The organism is Rhodococcus sp. IEGM 1409 (assembly GCF_030056735.1).
GTDB lineage: Bacteria > Actinomycetota > Actinomycetes > Mycobacteriales > Mycobacteriaceae > Rhodococcus_F.
In genome coordinates, this window is the sequence record NZ_JASHKN010000004.1 from 493,105 (window position 1) to 511,231 (window position 18,127).

General features: G+C 63.8%; 17 protein-coding genes. All 17 read right to left on the reverse strand.

Going from position 1 to position 18,127, the window contains the following annotated elements:
- Positions 1–64: 64 nt before the first annotated feature.
- Complete coding sequence (der, locus tag QM716_RS14915; protein WP_003946199.1) at positions 65–1,492, reverse strand: ribosome biogenesis GTPase Der; 1,428 nt, start codon at positions 1,490–1,492, stop codon at positions 65–67.
- A complete protein-coding gene (cmk, locus tag QM716_RS14920) occupies positions 1,489–2,169 on the reverse strand; it encodes a (d)CMP kinase (RefSeq protein ID WP_283304850.1) in 681 nt (226 codons plus the stop codon). The genes der and cmk overlap by 4 nt, the downstream gene beginning before the upstream one ends.
- An 11-nt stretch (positions 2,170–2,180) precedes the next feature.
- On the reverse strand, positions 2,181–3,668 hold the full coding sequence (locus QM716_RS14925; RefSeq protein WP_283304815.1) for a pseudouridine synthase: 1,488 nt from the start codon (positions 3,666–3,668) through the stop codon (positions 2,181–2,183).
- A gap of 77 nt (positions 3,669–3,745) precedes the next feature.
- A complete protein-coding gene (gene scpB / locus QM716_RS14930) occupies positions 3,746–4,474 on the reverse strand; it encodes an SMC-Scp complex subunit ScpB (RefSeq protein ID WP_502942045.1) in 729 nt (242 codons plus the stop codon).
- Positions 4,471–5,286 carry a segregation and condensation protein A gene (locus tag QM716_RS14935; protein WP_502942056.1) on the reverse strand — a complete coding sequence of 272 codons (816 nt, stop codon included), beginning with the start codon at positions 5,284–5,286 and terminating at the stop codon, positions 4,471–4,473. The genes scpB and QM716_RS14935 overlap by 4 nt, the downstream gene beginning before the upstream one ends.
- A 56-nt stretch (positions 5,287–5,342) precedes the next feature.
- The gene (locus QM716_RS14940; protein ID WP_502942046.1) at positions 5,343–6,356 is read right to left on the reverse strand and encodes a ParA family protein; all 1,014 of its coding nucleotides are present in this window, start codon (positions 6,354–6,356) and stop codon (positions 5,343–5,345) included.
- 143 nt (positions 6,357–6,499) lie between these two features.
- Complete coding sequence (xerD, locus tag QM716_RS14945; protein WP_283304817.1) at positions 6,500–7,423, reverse strand: site-specific tyrosine recombinase XerD; 924 nt, start codon at positions 7,421–7,423, stop codon at positions 6,500–6,502.
- A gap of 1 nt (position 7,424) precedes the next feature.
- Positions 7,425–8,057, reverse strand: coding sequence for an NUDIX domain-containing protein (locus QM716_RS14950; protein ID WP_283304818.1), 633 nt, complete (start codon positions 8,055–8,057; stop codon positions 7,425–7,427).
- A gap of 6 nt (positions 8,058–8,063) precedes the next feature.
- Positions 8,064–9,824, reverse strand: a complete 1,761-nt coding sequence (gene pyrG, locus QM716_RS14955; RefSeq protein ID WP_283304819.1) for a CTP synthase — start codon at positions 9,822–9,824, stop codon at positions 8,064–8,066.
- Between the two features lie 155 nt (positions 9,825–9,979).
- A complete protein-coding gene (locus QM716_RS14960) occupies positions 9,980–10,933 on the reverse strand; it encodes a copper transporter (protein WP_283304820.1) in 954 nt (317 codons plus the stop codon).
- Complete coding sequence (steA, locus tag QM716_RS14965; protein ID WP_283304821.1) at positions 10,930–12,114, reverse strand: putative cytokinetic ring protein SteA; 1,185 nt, start codon at positions 12,112–12,114, stop codon at positions 10,930–10,932. The genes QM716_RS14960 and steA overlap by 4 nt, the downstream gene beginning before the upstream one ends.
- 86 nt (positions 12,115–12,200) lie before the next feature.
- Complete coding sequence (gene recN / locus QM716_RS14970) at positions 12,201–13,979, reverse strand: DNA repair protein RecN (protein WP_283304822.1); 1,779 nt, start codon at positions 13,977–13,979, stop codon at positions 12,201–12,203.
- Positions 13,980–13,981: 2 nt separating this feature from the next.
- Positions 13,982–14,929: an NAD kinase gene (locus QM716_RS14975; protein WP_003946132.1), complete on the reverse strand. Its 948-nt coding sequence runs from the start codon at positions 14,927–14,929 to the stop codon at positions 13,982–13,984.
- Positions 14,926–15,771, reverse strand: coding sequence for a TlyA family RNA methyltransferase (locus QM716_RS14980; RefSeq protein ID WP_283304823.1), 846 nt, complete (start codon positions 15,769–15,771; stop codon positions 14,926–14,928). Before QM716_RS14980 ends, QM716_RS14975 begins: the two co-directional genes overlap by 4 nt.
- Before the next feature lies 1 nt (position 15,772).
- On the reverse strand, positions 15,773–16,015 hold the full coding sequence (locus QM716_RS14985) for a hypothetical protein (protein WP_283304824.1): 243 nt from the start codon (positions 16,013–16,015) through the stop codon (positions 15,773–15,775).
- A 76-nt stretch (positions 16,016–16,091) separates the two neighbouring features.
- Positions 16,092–17,075, reverse strand: a complete 984-nt coding sequence (locus QM716_RS14990; RefSeq protein WP_283304825.1) for an HAD-IIA family hydrolase — start codon at positions 17,073–17,075, stop codon at positions 16,092–16,094.
- Positions 17,072–18,013 (reverse strand): tetratricopeptide repeat protein, encoded by a 942-nt coding sequence (locus QM716_RS14995; protein WP_283304826.1) that lies wholly within the window; start codon positions 18,011–18,013, stop codon positions 17,072–17,074. The genes QM716_RS14990 and QM716_RS14995 overlap by 4 nt, the downstream gene beginning before the upstream one ends.
- Positions 18,014–18,127 lie beyond the last annotated feature (114 nt).

Here is an 18,127-nt window from a genome sequence, read left to right on the forward strand (position 1 = left end):
CAGGGACGGGCCGAAGTACCAATCGGCTGGTCAGAGCCGTTTCAGTACCGAATTGGACGCAGAATCAGCGGCCCTTACGGTCACGCTTCTCGCGCACTCGAACGGAGACGCGGATCGGGCTACCGTCGAAGTTGAACTCTTCACGCAGACGCCGCTCGATGAAACGGCGGTAGCCGGCCTCGAGGAAGCCCGTGGTGAAGAGAACGAATGTCGGCGGGCGCGTGCTTGCCTGCGTCGCGAACATGATGCGAGGCAGGCGGCCACCACGCATCGGCGGCGGTGTTGCTGCCACAACTTCCTTGAGCCAGGTGTTCAGGCGACCCGTGGGGATGCGCTTGTCCCAGGACTCGAGCGCAGTGTCGAGAGCCGGCACGAGCTTCGCCACGGCGCGACCGGTGTGGGCGGAGATGTTGACTCGCTGAGCCCACGGAACGCGGACCAGATCACGGTCCACTTCCTTGTCCAGCATGAGTCGACGGTCCTCGTCCACGAGGTCCCACTTGTTGAATGCGATCACCAATGCACGACCCGTGTCGGCCACCATGCTCAGAACACGCAGGTCCTGCTCGGTGATCGGCTCGTGTGCGTCGATCAGCAGGATCGCGACCTCAGCGGCCTCGATCGCGCTCTTCGTACGCAGCGACGCATAGAACTCCGCGCCGCTGGCATGGCTGACGCGCTTGCGCAGACCAGCCGTGTCGACGAAACGCCAAGGGCGACCACCGAGTTCGACGATCGAGTCGACCGGGTCGACGGTGGTGCCGGCAACATTATGCACGACGGACCGCTCGTCACCGGACAGCTTGTTGAGCAAGCTGGACTTTCCGACGTTCGGCTTTCCGACGAGTGCAACACGACGCGGACCGCCGCCGGGGATACCTTCGCGAGGGGTTTCCGGCAGCTTCTCCAGAACCTCGTCGAGCAGGTCGCCGGTACCGCGGCCGTGCGTCGCACTCACGGAGTACGGCTGACCGAGGCCCAAGGACCACAGCGCTGCGACCTCGGACTCGGTGCGTCCGTCGTCCACCTTGTTGGCAACGAGGATGACCGGAGTCTTCGAGCGGCGAAGCACGCGAGCCACAGCTTCGTCCGTCGCCGTAGCGCCGACAACGGCATCGACGACCAGGAGAATGGCGTCAGCCGTTCCCATCGCCAACTCGGCCTGCCGGGCAACGGCCTGCTGAAGACCCTTTGCGTCGGGCTCCCATCCGCCGGTGTCCTGGACGAGGAAGCGTCGTCCGGCCCAGTTCGCCTCGTACGAGACGCGGTCACGGGTAACGCCGGGGATGTCCTCGACTACCGCTTCACGGCGGCCGATGATGCGGTTGACGAGCGTCGACTTGCCGACGTTCGGTCGACCGACAACAGCCAAGGTCGGGACGGCAATGTGCGCTTCGCCTTCGCCGTCCGCTTCGAGATCGGCGTAATCCCACTCCGATTCCTCGGACCAAGTTCCGTCACCGGCATATTCGGTTACCAGATCGTCGCTCACTGCACTGCTCCAGTTCTGTCGCTGACCACCAACAGCAACTTGGCGATCACATCTTCAATTCCCAATTCGCTCGTATCCACCAGAATGGAATCCTCGGCAGGGCGCAACGGCGACACTGCCCGAGTCGAATCGAGATGGTCACGGCGCTGCACATCAGCCAGCACCGCTTCGTAATTGTCTTCACGGCCTTGGCCGATGTTCTGCGTATTGCGCCGTGCCGCACGGGTTTCCGCCGATGCGGTCAAGAAGATCTTGACGTCCGCCTCGGGGAGTACAACGGTTCCGATGTCGCGACCTTCCACGACGATCCGCTCTGCACCGGCCGCCAACTCACGCTGAGTGGCGACCAGCAAGTCGCGAACCTCGGGTACGGCCGACACCGCGGAGACAGCCTTGGTGACCGCGTCGCCGCGGATCTCCTCGCTGACATCCGCGCCGTCGAGATGCACCTGCTCGCTGCTCGGATCGGTACCGATGGACCACGGCAACGCCGCAACGGCAGCCGTGATCGCGGCGGAATCCGTCAGATCGATTCCCTGACGAAGCACGTGCAGGGTCGCGATCCGGTAGATGGCTCCGGTGTCGAGGTAGCGAGCGCCCAAACGCTGCGCCAACGCGCGAGAGACGCTGGACTTGCCGGTTCCGGACGGTCCGTCCATCGCGACTACCAGCGGCATGGACGAATCGGTCACAGGCCGACCGCCTCGTACAGTCCACCGACCTCGCTACGTCCGAGGACGCGCTGCGTTCCCGGACGCTGATCGCCGAGCGCGACAACTCCGACGTTGGTGCGAACCAGACGGACAACGGGGTGACCGACGGCATCGAGGAGGCGACGCACGATGTGCTTACGGCCCTCGTGCAGAACGAGCTTGACGAGAGTCTTGCCCTCGTTGATCTCGAGCACGGTGAACGCGTCCACCTTGGCCGGACCGTCGTCAAGAGTGACACCGTCACGCAGCTGCTTGCCGGTGCTGCGCTCGACAACGCCGTGAACCGTGGCGAGGTACGTCTTCGGAACCTCGAACGACGGGTGCATCAGGCGGTGAGCCAGGTCGCCGTCGTTGGTGAAGAGGAGCAAGCCTTCGGTGTCGGCGTCGAGACGGCCGACGTGGAAGAGTCGCTGACCCGACTGAACGCGCTCGGAGACGATGTCACCGACGCACGGACGACCGAGATCGTCGGACATGGTGCACTGCCATCCACGCGGCTTGTTCATCGCGAGGTAGACGAGGTCCTTCTGCACGACGACGCGGACGCCGTCGACGCGAACCACTGCGTTCTCGGGGTCGACACGCAGACCCTGCTCGACCACAATGCGGCCGTCGACCTCGACGCGCCCCTGGTCGATCAGCTCTTCAGCTGCACGGCGTGATGCGACGCCGGCCTGAGCCAACACCTTCTGCAAGCGGACGCCGTCACCCTTCGGCGGGCCGTCGTGCTTGGTGACCTCGGCGTGCTGATGACGAGCCGGCTTGGCGTTGGACACCAACGGGTTCTGAGAGACCACGCGCTGCGGCTTCTCGGTCTTCGGCTTGCCGCGCTTGTTGGTTGCCGGCGGCGTCGGGGCTGCCGGGCGCTTGCGCGGGGGTCCGTCGAACTTGGATCCGCGAGGTGCGTTCGACCACGCACCGCCGCGAGGAGCGTCGGGGCGTGCGCCGCGCTGATCGTCACTACGACGGTCAGCGCCGCCACGCGGTGCGCGACGGGCGTCGACGTGGGGTGTACGGCGGTCATCGCTGCGGGGTCCGCGGCGGTCGTCAGTGCGCGGGCCGCGCCGATCGTCGTTGTAACCACCACGACGGTCGTCGCTGCGCGGGGGGCGGCGGTCGTCGCTGCGCGGCGGGCGCCGGTCGTCACTGCGCGGCGGGCGACGATCATCACTGCGCGGCGGGCGCCGATCATCATTGAATCCACCGCGGCGGTCGTCCGTGCGGGGACGGTCGGATCCGGCATTGCGGTCGTATCCGGAACTGCGGTCGTATCCGGAAGTACTGCGGGAAGTGTTGCTGCGTCCACCACGGGGCGCTTCGCTGCGTGCGCCGCGGGGGGCGTCGCTGCGACCACCACGGGGGGCGTCGCTGCGTCCACCACGGGGGGCATCGCTGCGTGCGCCGCGGTTGTCGCGGGAGTTGTTACGGTCCGGTGTGCCATCTCGGCGAGCGGGATTGTTCACTTTTTTCCTGTCAGTTTTCTACTGTTTCCCGAGCGTGGTCGGGTCTTTCTCGGTGCTGACGAGCGCCGGAGTTCCGGTCAGTCGTCGACTTCGGTGTCCACTACGTCAGCGGGCACGTCTGCCTTGTTCATTCTCGCAAATCGCGGATCGGATTCCAGGCTTTCGCTGATGTCGTCGATGAGATCGACATCAGGCAAGAGCGGGGCCAACTCCGGGAGCTCGCTGAGCGAGGCCAGACCGAGCCGTTCGAGGAACAGTTCGGTCGTGGAGTACCGTGTCGCGTTGGTGTCCGGGTCCGGCCCGGCTTCCGCGATCAGTCCGCGGGCAAGGAGGGTGCGTACCACCCCGTCCACGTTGACGCCTCGTACCGCACTGATCCGCGCACGAGTCAACGGTTGACGGTATGCGACTACGGCCAAAGTTTCCAATGCCGCCCTGGTCAATTTGGTGCGTGCGCCGTCCAATAGCAGCTTTTCCACGTACGGGGCAAACTCTTGTCGTGTGTACAGACGCCATCCGTCGCCCGCGTAGCGAAGGTCGATTCCGCTGCCGCGAGCGGTCAATGCGGCCGACATCAACGTCAGGCGTTCTTCGACACGCTCCGGTGCCGTACCGGTGACAGATGCGAGTTGGTTCACTTCGGCCGGTGAATCCACGACGAGCAGAAGCGACTCCAGCACTGCGTCGAGTTGGTCGTCGCCGAGATCGAAATCGGGGGCAGAATCTTCGGAATCCGCAGCGTCGTCAGTAGGCTCGATCATCTCGTCTAGCTGCGAAGATTCCGATTCCGTCGGCTCGTCGTTCATCCGTAGTCCTCCTCTGTGACCGGCGCGGCCGGGTCGTCTCCGGTCCAACTCACCATCAGCGGTCCGAGGGCTTCGGGTTGCTCGAACACGATGACCTGCCGGCGATACAGCTCGAGCAACGCGAGAAATCTTGCGACTATCTCGACGGTGATCTCACACTCGGCAACGAGGTCCCCGAAGGGTGTCCACTCCCCTATGCCTCGTTCGCGCAGCAACTCGAGAATTCGCTCGGCCTGCTCGGGTATCGAGATATTGGACACATGGAGGTGATCGAGGCCCACTGTCGGCACCGGACGCGGTGTGAACACCGTCGCCGCGATCTCCGCAAACCGCTGGGGGTCGACGCCCAACAACACCTCGGGCAGGAGTTCGGTGAACTGATCCTCGACGGAAACCGAACGTGGATAGCGGCGCAGTGCCGCTTCCTCCAACTCACCGAACAGCGCCGCAACTTGTTTGTACGCCCGGTACTGCAGCAGCCGCGCGAAGAGAAGGTCGCGGGCTTCGAGAAGCGCCAGATCCTCGGCGTCCTCGACCTGCCCGGCGGGCAACAGCCTTGCGGCTTTCAGGTCCAGAAGCGTGGCCGCGACGACCAGAAACTCCGTCGTCTGATCGAGGCCCATCGCACTGCCGAGTTCCTTGGTGTACGCGATGAAATCGTCCGTGACGGTGTGCAGGGCGACTTCGGTGACGTCGAGCTGCCGTTGATTGATCAGGTTCAACAGCAGATCGAACGGGCCTTCGAAATTCCTGAGAGTGACTCGGAAACCGGCGGCCTTGGCTGCGGTCTGAGCGTCGGTCGGCACGTTCAGGTCGATCGAATCCGGCTCGACTTCGGCCGAATCTTCTTGCGATGCAATCAGTTCCACTAACGACCAGACCGGTGAATGACCTCGCGGGCCAATGCCCGATATGCCTCGGCCCCAGCCGATTTCGGCGCCCACGTCGTGATCGGCTCACCGGCGACGCTGGTTTCGGGGAATCGAACGGTGCGGTTGATCACCGTGTCGTACACGACGTCGCCGAACACCTCGACGACGCGCGCCATCACCTCACGAGCGTGCAGGGTCCGGGCATCGAACATCGTGACGACGATACCGGCCAACTCGAGCTTCGAATTGAGACGGTCGTGCACCTTTTCGACGGTGTCGTTGAGGAGTGCCAGGCCGCGCAGGCTGAAGTACTCGCATTCCATCGGAATGATGACCGAATCGGCGCAGGCCAGCGCATTAACGGTCAGCAGGCCAAGCGACGGCTGGCAGTCGATGAGGACGTAGTCGTACCGATCGAGAACAGGGTGCAACACGCGTCCCAAGGTCTGCTCACGCCCGACCTCGGTGACCAATTGGATCTCGGCGGCCGAAAGGTCGATGTTGCTGGGGAGCAGATCGAGGCCGTCGACCCGAGTGCGCATCAACACGTCGTCGATGGACACACGCGGTTCGACCAGGAGGTTATGGACGGTCAGTTCCAGGTCGTGATGCTGAACGCCCAGTCCGGCGGACAACGCGCCTTGGGGATCGAGATCCACCAGGAGCACTCGACGACCGTATTCGGCCAACGATGCTCCCAGGTTGATGGTCGACGTCGTCTTGCCGACGCCACCCTTCTGGTTGCACATCGCGATGATCATCGCGGGTCCGTGGTGCGCCAGCGGTGTCGGTTGCGGCACCTCGCGGACCGGTCGGCCTGTCGGGCCGAGTTCTTCCGCGGAAACGGTAAGGGTTTCCGCAGGTGGAGAGGCTACTGGCGTCGTATCTATTTCGAACATCGCCTCTGGTTCGGAGGGTACAGCTGGTGCTGATTCGTTCACGCGCTCGAGGAGTTGGGCATTGACATGCGGCGGCGCGGACTCCGCCGCTGGTGGCTGCGATGTCGACACGGTCCGATGCTCCCCTACTCTTTCGGCGGTTGCTCTCGGCGCCGGCAAACCCCCGAAACTGCGGTGGAGGCCGCTCGCGCTCCTTGAACGCTACCGCTTACATCACCGAATGGTCTCGCAGACACGCATGAGACAACCAACCCCTAACGGGCACGCGGGTGTGCCTGAGCCCACACTTCGCGCAACGCGGTGACGGTGACCAATGTGTAGATCTGCGTCGTGGTTACCGAGGCGTGGCCCAGTAGTTCCTGCACGACACGTACGTCTGCGCCTCCGTCGAGCAGGTGTGTGGCAAACGAGTGCCTGAGCGTGTGGGGTGAGACGTCCGCTTTGATTCCGGCCGACGCCGCCGCATCCTGAAGAATCTGCCACGCGCTTTGACGCGAGAGGCGTCCCCCGCGAGCGTTGAGAAAGAGGGCAGGGACACCGCGCGTCGCCAGGCTGGGGCGCCCACGGACGAGATACGCGTCTACGGCGGCGATCGCAGGCCTGCCGACGGGGACGATCCGCTGCTTGCCGCCCTTGCCCTCGAGCAGCACGGAACGGGTTTCTGTGTCGATGTCGTCGACGTCCAGATCGATCGCCTCGGTGATGCGCGCTCCGGTCGAGTACAGGAGCTCGAGCAGAGCGCGATCCCGCAAGTCGCGGGGCCCGTCACCGGCCGCACCGCCACCCGAAGCGTCGAGTAGGGCGATCACGTCGTCGAGTGGGAGGGCCTTGGGCAGCTTGCGTCCGGGCGTTGGCGGCTTGACCGTTCGGGCCACATCAATGCCGACGAGACCCTCGGCGGCGGAAAACTTGTGGAACCCGCGGACCGCGATCAGGGTGCGTGCTGCCGAACTGGCCGCCAACGGTACGACGCCGGCCTCGGCGTCACCGAGCCGCAGATGTGTGACGAATTCGGTGACGTCGTTTTCCGTCACGCCCGCGACGTCGTTGATACCGCGCCCGTTCAGGTACTCCGCGTACCGATTCAGGTCGCGGCGATACGAAAGTAGAGTGTTGCGCGCCGATCCTCGCTCGACCGCTAGATGGTCGAGATACGAGTCCACCTGTCGGGCAAGCACTTCAGGCTCGCGACTTGCGTTCTCCGAATGCGCGAGGACGATCGGGCCACGGTGCGTCGGCGGGGCGAAGCGGCTTTCCCGTCGCACGTGCGGTGGCGATCGCGAGTATGCCCGATACCGCTGTGGCATTGACGACGTCGCCGCGCAGCGCCATGTCGACGGCGTCGGCGAGCGGAACTCGCGAAATCTCGAGATCGGCTTCTTCGTGTTCGGGATCGTCGCGCTCCACTTCGTGCAACCCCTCGGCGAGGAAGACGCGAACCGCCTCGTCCGTGAACCCGGGTGAGAGAGCTACATCGACCAGCACCGACCATCGATCGGCGCCGAGTCCGGTTTCTTCGCCCAGCTCGCGTGCTGCCGCCTCGACCGGGCTCTCCCCCGGAGCGTCGAGCAGACCGGCAGGAATTTCCCACAACCGGTGCCCGAGCGGGTGACGGTACTGGTGAATCAGCACCAGATTGTCGTGCTCGTCCAGTGCCACGACGGCAACGGCGCCGTGATGCTCGACGACTTCCCGATCGGCACGCTGACCACCAGGCATCGCAACGGTGTCGACGCGCAACGCGATGATCGCGCCGGTGTAGACCGTCTTGGAGCCGAGGGTGTCGAATTCGTGCCGACCGGGATCGCTCATCTGTGGCTAGACCTTTTCCACGTTCTCGACTGCAGCGTCGAGCGCCGTCTCGGTAGCAGCGGTGTCGATCTTCTCGTCACCGTGGACGTCGACGGGCAGGCGCTCTTCGAGCTTGTACGTCAACGCTGCTTCGACGAAGGCAGCGAACAGCGGGTGCGGGCGCGTCGGGCGGCTCTTGAGCTCCGGGTGTGCCTGGGTGGCAACGAAGAACGGATGCTGCTCACGCGGGTACTCGACGAACTCGACCAGGTGGCCGTCCGGTGAGGTTCCGCTGAACTGCAAGCCGGACTTGGCAATCCGATCGCGGTAGGTGTTGTTGACCTCGTAGCGGTGACGGTGACGCTCGGAAACGTCCTCGGTTCCGTAGGCCTGAGCGACGACGGAACCCTTGGTCAGCACTGCCGGGTAAGCACCCAGACGCATGGTGCCACCGAGGTCGGCGTCACCGGCGATGACGTCTTCCTGATCAGCCATCGTGGAGATGACCGGGTACTTGGTGTCCGGCTCGAACTCAGCCGAGTTGGCATCGTCGAGGCCGACGCTGCGAGCAGCTTCGATGACGACGCACTGCAGACCCAGGCACAGACCCAGCAACGGCAGCTTGCGCGATCGTGCGAAACGGATCGCGCCGAGCTTGCCTTCGATGCCGCGGATGCCGAAGCCACCGGGAATCAGAACACCGTCGACGTCACCGAGAGCGGCCTGCGCTCCGGCTTCGGTCTCACAGGCGTCCGACGGGACCCAGGAGATCTCGACCTTGGACCGGTTCGCGAATCCACCGGCGCGCAGTGCCTCGGTGACGGAGAGGTACGCATCGGGCAGGTCGACGTACTTGCCGACCAACGCGACACGCACGGTCTCACGCGGCTGGTGAACACGATCGAGGAGGTTGCCCCACACGGTCCAGTCGACGTCGCGGAACGGGAGACCGAGCTGGCGAACGACGTAAGCGTCGAGGCCCTCACGGTGCAGAACCTTCGGGATGTCGTAGATCGAGGGAGCGTCGGGCGTCGAGATGCAGGCGTCGACGTCTACGTCGCACATCAGCGCAATCTTGTTCTTGAGGCCCTGCGGAACGTCGCGATCACAACGAAGGATCAGCGCGTCGGGCTGAATGCCGATGCTGCGCAACGACGCAACCGAGTGCTGCGTGGGCTTGGTCTTGAGTTCTCCGGACGGACCGAGGTACGGCACGAGGGAGACATGCAGGAAGAAGACGTTGTCGCGACCGACGTCGTGGCGGACCTGGCGAGCGGCTTCGAGGAAGGGCTGCGATTCGATGTCGCCGACGGTTCCACCGATTTCGGTGATCACGACGTCCGGGCGGTGTCCCTGCAGATCCGGACCGCTCATCTCGAGGATGCGACGCTTGATCTCGTCGGTGATGTGCGGGATGACCTGAACGGTGTCACCGAGGTACTCGCCGCGGCGTTCCTTGGCGATGACCGTCGAGTACACCTGGCCGGTGGTGACGTTCGCCTGACCGGAGAGGTCACGGTCGAGGAACCGCTCGTAGTGTCCGACGTCGAGGTCGGTCTCGGCACCGTCTTCGGTAACGAAGACCTCGCCGTGCTGGAAGGGGTTCATGGTGCCCGGATCCACATTGAGATAGGGATCGAGCTTCTGCATGGTCACGCGCATTCCCCGCGCGGTCAACAACTGTCCCAGGCTCGAGGCGGTCAAACCTTTGCCGAGCGAGGAAGCTACACCTCCGCTGACGAAGATGTGCTTGGTGGCGGTACGCGTATTACTGCGTGACTGTGGCAAAGGGGCTCCCGTGACGACTGTGCAGGGCTTGGTCTGATGAAGCATGCTGGGGCCTGCCGACCCACGGGATTTCACGGTAACACCTATCGGGGGTCGGTGCCTACAACGCGCCGACTTTCCGCCCCCGATGTGACCGGCGTATCAATACCGGGGTGTCAGTTGGTGGGCGCGCCGACGGTAACCGCCGCCGCTCCCGGTCCCGTGCCGTAGCGGCCCGCGCCGCCGTTCAGCTGTTCCTGCAATGCCAACGGCGTCGTGATCTTGCCCGACTCCCGATCGATGTTGTCGATGGTCGTCAAGCCCGCTGAGAGCGCCGCATCCGCACGGGCGACGGCAACCGGACCACTGCCCTCGGCCGAGCCGGGACGACCCGCGAGAATCGTTCCTGCGCCGCGTCCGTCGAGAGCACCCGCAAACCGGGCGATCACGGCGCCGCGGTTACCCGTGGCTGCGTCGGATTCGCTCTTGTTGTCGCCGGTGAGAACGACCGCGAGCTGAGCCGGCTTGACCGCGCCGTCGTCGTAGCTGATGAAGCCGGCGCTGCGCAGCGAGTCGAGCGCGAGATTCATCTCGTCCGGAGTGCTCTGCGGTTCGCTGCTCTGCCCGTTGAGAAGCAGAACCGAACCGAGCAGATCGCCCGCAAGACTGCCCTGATCGACCGCACCGGTCTTGAGGGTGATGCCCGCAGGAATGACGTTGGTGACGACGGTTCGCAAGCGGTCACCGCCGGTGGCGTCGACAAACGAATCGGTGAGCGAGACGCGTCCGGTCACGGCGCCGCCGGCGGCAGTGACGAGTCGGTTGACACCGTCGAGATCACCGGGATCGGCGTCCGGTGCCGTGATGACGACGACGGTGCGACCAGCGAGACTGTCACGCACTACGCGACCACCGACAGCGGCATCGAAGCCGTCCGCGGAATTTAGTTGCTGCTGAAGCTGATTGGACTGTTGATTGAGGTCTTCGATCTCGTTCTGCAGGTCTGCCTTGTCGTCACGCAGACCCGAAAGCAATCCACTGGACAGCATTCCGGAACCCAGCACCACGCCGATCGCGAGTGCCAGGAAGATTGCCGCTATGGAAATTGCATGTTGACGCATCGAAATCACTTGAAGAGCCCCTGAACCCACAGCGCGAAGCTGTTCCACGTTGCGACTGCCCAGTCGAGAACTTCACTACCGGCATTGGACACGACCAAGGCGACGATCACTGCCACCAGGGCAGCAAGCACCAGGAGCGCGATCGCGCCGCCGGACACTCGACTTCGATACAGCGTTGCGACGGCCTTGGCGTCGACCAGTTTCGGTCCCACCTTGAGCCGCGTCATGAACGCCGACGGATTGCTTTCACGGCGTCCGCGGTCGAAGAATTCGTCCAAGGACACCACGTTGCCGACCGTCACGATCAGCGAGGCCCCGTGATGATCGGCAAGGAGCAAAGCAAGGTCGGTCGGTGAGCAGGTCGCGGGGAACGTCATCGCCCCGATACCGAGATCCTGGATTCGGGAAAGTCCTGCAGCATGACCGTCCTGGTCTGCTGGCAGAACAACTTCGGCTCCGGACTTGAGGGTGGAACTGGTGATGTCTTCCGGGTCGCCCACGATCAGATCGGGGCGGTATCCGGCCTTGCTCAACACGTCCGCACCTGCGCCGACACCGATCAGAATCGGCGAATACTCCTTGATGAAGGGCTTGAGATTCTTCAGATCGGCCTCGTGTTCGGGGCCGTCGGAGACGACCACCACGTGGCGATCCTTCAAATCGATGTCGATGTCCGGGACACCGATTCCGTCGATGAGCAACGGACTTTCGGTGCGGATGAACTCGATGGTGTTGCCCGAGAACGCTTCGAGGTGATCCACCAGGCCGGTCTTGGCCTCGATCATCCGGTCGGAGATCTCGGCCTCGGTCTGCTCTTCACCCTTGACGAGACTCTTCTCGCCGTTGAAGACCTCGCCCTCGTGCAGGCGGATCTTGCTGCCGTCCTTGATGTTCTTGAAGACGTCACCGTCAACAGCATCGATCAGAACGATGTCGTTGGCGACGATCACTTCCGGCCCGAGGTTGGGGTACCGCCCCGAAATCGACGGCGACGCGTTGACCACGGCCATGACTCCGGCTTTCACCAGAGCATCAGCGGTCCGGCGATCGATGTCGACTTCGTCGAGGATCACGATGTCTCCAGGACCGACACGGCGCAAAAGCTTCGCCGTGTTCCGATCGGCCCTGGCGATGCCACTGATCCCAGGCAAGGATTCGGTGTTACGTGAGAGCAATCCGGGCATCTTCATGGCTTCGATGATGAACCTGAAACCGCCTTGACCGGTGGAGGCGCGCCGACAACTACCACATCAGTCACACCAACACCACAGAACCATCAATCTGTGACGCGGGCCGCATTCGCGATCTCGAGCAGTTCTTCGGCGTGTGCACGCCCGGTCTCGGTGTCGTCCAATCCTGCCAACATACGGGCCAACTCGACCACCCGATCCGAATCCGACAGAGTCCGCACGCCACTGCTGACCACTCCGCCTTTGTCGTCCACCTTGTCCACCACGAGGTGGGTGTCGGCAAACGCAGCGACCTGCGGAAGGTGGGTGACGACGATAACCTGATGCGTCCGAGCGAGTTTCGCCAATCGGCGGCCGATCTCGACGGCAGCACGGCCACCGACCCCAGCGTCCACCTCGTCGAAAACCATCGTCGCGCCGGTGTCGCTACCGGCGAGCACCACCTCGAGCGCAAGCATGACGCGCGAAAGCTCGCCGCCGGAAGCGCTCTTACTGATGGGCAACGAGGGCGCCCCACTGTGCGCGGACAGACGAAATTCCACCTCGTCGACGCCGGCAGATCCGGCATGCAGGTCTACTCCCCCGACACTGAGTGGCGCCGAATCCTGCGGGCCCGCAGGCTGCGAACGAACCGTCACCTCGAGGCCCGCACGTCCCATCGCCAGACCGGCGAGTTCCGCACTGACAGCCTTGGCGAGCTTTGCCGCCGCCTTGACTCTGGCGGCGCTCAGCTTGGTAGCTGCCTCGGCGGTCAGTCCAGCCGATTCCTCGACCTGCTTGGACAACAGCGACAACGCATCCGAGGACACGTCGAGTTTGGACAGACGAGCGCGAGCGGTATCCGCCCATTCGAGAACACCGTCGACATCGGCGGCATACTTTCGAGTCAGAGTCTTGAGTTCGGACTGCCGCGACAGCAGCGAGTCCAGAGCCCCCGGATCGGCGGGTAACCCGGAGAGATAGGTGTTCAGGTCTCCGGCAACATCGGTGACGACGGCAATAGCGTCGGCCAACCGGGAACCGAGGCCGTCCAGATCGGCGTCGGTGACCGACTCGATACGCGCCCGTGCTTCGGACATCAGGTCGAGCGCCGGCATGACCCCGACGTCACCGCTGGCCATGTCGTCACTACCGGCGAGGGCAGCGTGCGCCTCTTCGGCAGCGGAGCGGAGCGAATCGAGTTCGCTGAGTCGACGCACCTCGGCAACGATCGCCGTGTCCTCGCCCGGCTCGGGTGCCACGCCGTCGATTTCATTGAGCGCGAAGGTCAACTGGTCTGCTTCTTGCGCCAGTTCACGAGCCTTCGACGTGCGCTCGATCAACTCCGCACGAGCATCCAGCCACTCACGACGGTGTTTGCGGTACCTCGTCAGGAGCGTTCCGATTGCCTTGTCCCCGAAGCGGTCCAGTGCGTTGCGTTGTTGGTCGGGACGAAGCAATCGCAGCTGATCGTTCTGTCCGTGAACCGTCAGAAGTGGATCCGTGAATTCGGAGAGAACTCCCGCCGGCACGCTTCGTCCGCCGAGATGAGCACGTGAACGCCCGTCGCTGCCGACGGTGCGGACAGCGATGATGGTCCCATCCTCGTCGCGCTCGGCGCCGGACGATTCCAGAATTCGGACGATCTCACGCTCGGTGGCCGGTGAGACGTCGTCAGCGATGAATCGTCCTTCAACGACGGCTCGCGACGCACCCAAGCGCACTCGACCGGCATCGGCTCGCGCTCCACTGAGGAGGTGCAAGCTCGTGACGACCATGGTTTTACCTGCGCCGGTTTCACCGGTCAGGACGGTCAGGCCCTCGTGAAACTGGGCGCTGGCCTCGGAGATCACGCCAAGACTGTCGATTCGGATCTCTGCGAGCACGATTAAGGCTTCCTTCCTCGCCATCCGGTAACCGGAAGCTCGAACTTGCGAACCATCCGATCAGCGAAGGGCGCAGAGTCCAACCGGACCCACTTGACGGGAGTGGCGCCGCGAACGATCTCGACGCGAGCGCCGGCCGGCAGCTCCAACGTACGACGGCCATCGCAGAAGACCAGGCCGTCGTGGCTACCGGCGACGGTCTCCACCGCGATGATCGAATTCGGGCTCGTGACCAAGGGTCGTGCGAACAGCGCATGCGCGTTGCTGGGAACGACGAGCAACGCTTCGAGTTCGGGCCACACGACGGGGCCACCTGCGGAAAATGCATAGGCTGTCGAGCCGGTCGGAGTGGAGACGAGAACGCCGTCGCAACCGAAGGCAGATACGGGTCGGCCGTCGACTTCGAGGACAACTTCGAGAACGCCGAGACGCGAACGGTTCTCGATACTGGCCTCGTTGAGCGCCCACCCGCGGTCGATGATCTCGTCATCCACCCGAATGACGACGTCGAGTGTCATGCGGGACTCGACGCGATACTCCTTTCGAACTACCTGTGCGAGAGCCTCGTCGAGATGCTCGGCCTCGGTCTCTGCCAGAAATCCGATGCGTCCGAGATTGATGCCCAATACCGGGATGGACGCTTCTTGTGCTAGTTCGGCGGCGCGCAAAAATGTGCCGTCGCCACCGAGAACCAGTACCAACTCGCATCCGACAGCAGCATCGGGGCCGGGATGAACAACCGTGACGTCGAGACCCGGCGCAGAGAATCCCGCGGGTTCCGTCATTGCTTCGATGCGCGAACTGTCTGCTTCGTCGACGAGGACTCGCAGTCCGATTCCCGCGCGCTCGAAGATCTTTCCGACTCGCTTGGCGGTTTCCGTGATGTCGCGTCGGCCGGGATGTGCGACAAGAAGGATCTCTCGCGACTCGCCGTTCGTGACCGCGTTCACTGGGGCCCTTCCTCTACAGCCTTGCGAATCATGTCCTCCACCGTGGGGACTTCCGCGGTGTCGGTGTCCGTCTCTTGGTCGCCGGGCACACCTGTCTTCCGAAGCCACAGGAAGTACTCGACGTTTCCCGACGGACCGGGCAATGGGCTAGCCACCACACCTAACGTCCGCAGGCCTACCTTTGCAGCAGCCTCCGACACGTCGAGCACAGCGGAGATTCGCAATTCGGGATCTCGTACGACGCCGCCGGCACCAACGCGGTCCTTGCCGACCTCGAACTGAGGCTTGACCATCGGAACCAGGTCCGCACCGTCAGCAGTACAGGCGACAAACGCCCCGAGTACGAGTTTGAGAGAGATGAACGACAGATCTGCCACAACCAGGTCGACGGTTCCGCCGATGGTCTCCGAATCAATTGCACGAACATTGGTTCGGTCGATGACGTGCACCCGGTCATCGGACTGCAGGCGCCACACTAGTTGTCCGTAACCGACGTCGACTGCGACAACTTCCTTCGCACCGCGCGTCAAAAGAACATCGGTGAACCCACCGGTGGATGCGCCGGCGTCAAGGCAGCGTCGGCCTTCGACCGTCAATCCTTCGGACCCGAAAGCGTCGAGGGCGCCGATCAATTTATGTGCCCCTCGCGAAGCCCATGAGACTTCCAGCTCCACCTCGACGACCCGAAGCGGAGTACCGGCTTCGATCGCCGTCGCAGGCTTGGTCGCAACCGCTCCCGAGATGAGAACTCGGCCGGCGGAAATCAGTTCTTGCGCATGATCTCGCGACCGTGCGAGTCCGCGACGGACCAGTTCGGCGTCCACCCGTGCTCTACGTGCCACGTCAAGCCCTGTCCACAGAGGCGAGTGCCTGGACGAGCACCTCGTGTGCCTGTTCCAAAATATGTGCCTTCTGCGGAATCACACCTGCTCCGTGCTGATCGTTCGGATCCTGCTCGATGCCGCCGAGGCGCGCCAGCAAACCGTCGACGTCAGAACGTATGCGTTCCGGATCAACGGTAGGGCGTGGCCCGGGCAACGGAGATCCGTTACTCGTGTTTCCAGGGTGCGGTGTCGGCGTGCTCATCGGGCACAACGTTAGTGCATGACTCTCGGTTACGCATACACCCGCACCCCCGCGAGTCGAACACATTTGCGAGAAATCAAACGAGCCAGGAAGCAAACAGATCCGCTACGCCGGCGTCGGACGCTTCCAGGGTCTGGAACGACGGATTCGCCCATGCGACAGGCGCAACCGCACGTAGAAGTGACATCTCGTCCCCGACAACCGGGCCGTCGACTACCAGCGCCGACCCGTTCACCGAGACGGACCACTTGGAGTCCGCACCGACCAGCGACTCGGCGGCCGTCTGATTGAGCGAATCCAGAGTTGCTGCAATGTAGGTGGGGCGCTGCTGAATCGGAGCCCGCAGTACGTCACCCGGCGTGCTCACACCGGTGAGAACCAACAGCGAGTCGATCGAAACAGCATGTGCACCTTCGATATCGGTGTCCAAACGATCGCCGACCACCAGAGGACGCGAACACCCGCTGCGAGCAAGCGCATCCTCCATCAGAGGTGCAGCAGGCTTACCTGCGACCAAAGGTTCCTGCCTCGTCGCCGCACGCAGAGCTGCCACCATCGAGCCGTTGCCGAGAACCAAACCCCGTTCCGACGGCAATGTGGTGTCCAAGTTCGCAGCCACCCACAGCGCGCCGGCCCGGATCGCCAGGCATGCTTCGGCAAGGATCGACCAGTTGGTCTCCGTCGAATGTCCTTGAACGACAGCAACCGGAGAATCCGCGAACTCACGAACCGGCAGCAATCCGACGCGCGTCACCTCGTCGGCAAGTGCGTCGGTGCCGACGACCAGAACAGCGGCACCGGGTTCGAGGCGCTCCGCCAACAGACGGACGGCAGTCTGGGAACTGGTGACCACACGATCGTCTTCGGAATCGAAACCGAGTTCGGTCAGGTGCTCCGACACTGCCGAAGGTGAGCGACTTGCGTTGTTGGTCACGTAGTATAAAGCCTGCGAGCCCTGACCCAATGCAGCCTGGGTACCGGGAATCGCATGAGCTCCGGCGTACAACGTGCCGTCGAGATCGAGCAAAAGTACGTCGTACTGGGTACGAAGCACGGTCACTGATCTTCTCCGGTCAACTCGGCCACCCGTTCTTCAGCATCCGTGTCACCCTCGAGATCTGCAGCCGCAGCGTTGAGGAACCACTTCAGACCGTCTTCGATACGACCAGCTGCGACGAGGGCATCGGCGTACGCGTAGAACAAGCGAGCCGCAGCTTCACCGGTACGCGCTGCATCAAGATCCTTGGTCTGCAGTGCGACAACTGCCTGATCGAACTGTCCGAGATCCATCCGAGCACCGGCGACGACGATCCGCAACTCCGAAGCCTCGTCGCCCGAGAGCAGCGCAGCCTCGTCGCTACGACCCAGTTCGATCGCGCGTTCGGGTCGACCCAAACCGCGTTCGCAGTCGGCCATGACAGCGATCAGGCCCGGTCCACCAGCCATCCGACGGGCCGCACGGAGCTCGGAGAGAGCTTCAGCCCATTCACCCGCGTGGTAAGCAGTGATTCCGGCAGCTTCACGGACGACGGCAATACGGCCGGCGCGCTGACGAGCAGCGCGAGCGTGGAGTAGTGCAAGTTCCGGGTCTTCGTCGACGAGCTTGCCCGCCATGACGAGGTGACGCGCAACTGTGTTGGCGTTGTCCTTGTCGAGGCTGAGCAGATCCCGACGAACAGCCGGATCCAACTCGGTCGGCTCCACGTCGTCGGGCAAATCTGGTTCGTCAGGTCGAGCTTGCTGACGGTTACGGTCGCCGTCGCGCCCACGAGGGGAGAACCCACCCTCGCCGCCGCGACGCTGTCCGCCGCTGAATCCGCCGCCGCGGTTGCTGTTCCCAGCCCCGCCACGGTTGTTGTCTCCGGCACCACCGCGGCGGTCTCCGCCTGCAGCGCTGCGTGATCCACGCCCGTCGTTGTCACGACGGGGGCCACCTGATCGAGGCGCTCCTCCCCCACGGAAGGACCGACGCTCGTCGCCATTCTCCGACACAGTCATTCCTTTCATACAACGCACGAAAGGGGACCCAGTATGTTGGGTCCCCTTTCGGTTAACGGGTGTTCGGCGGTGTCCTACTCTCCCACACCCTGTCGAGTGCAGTACCATCGGCGC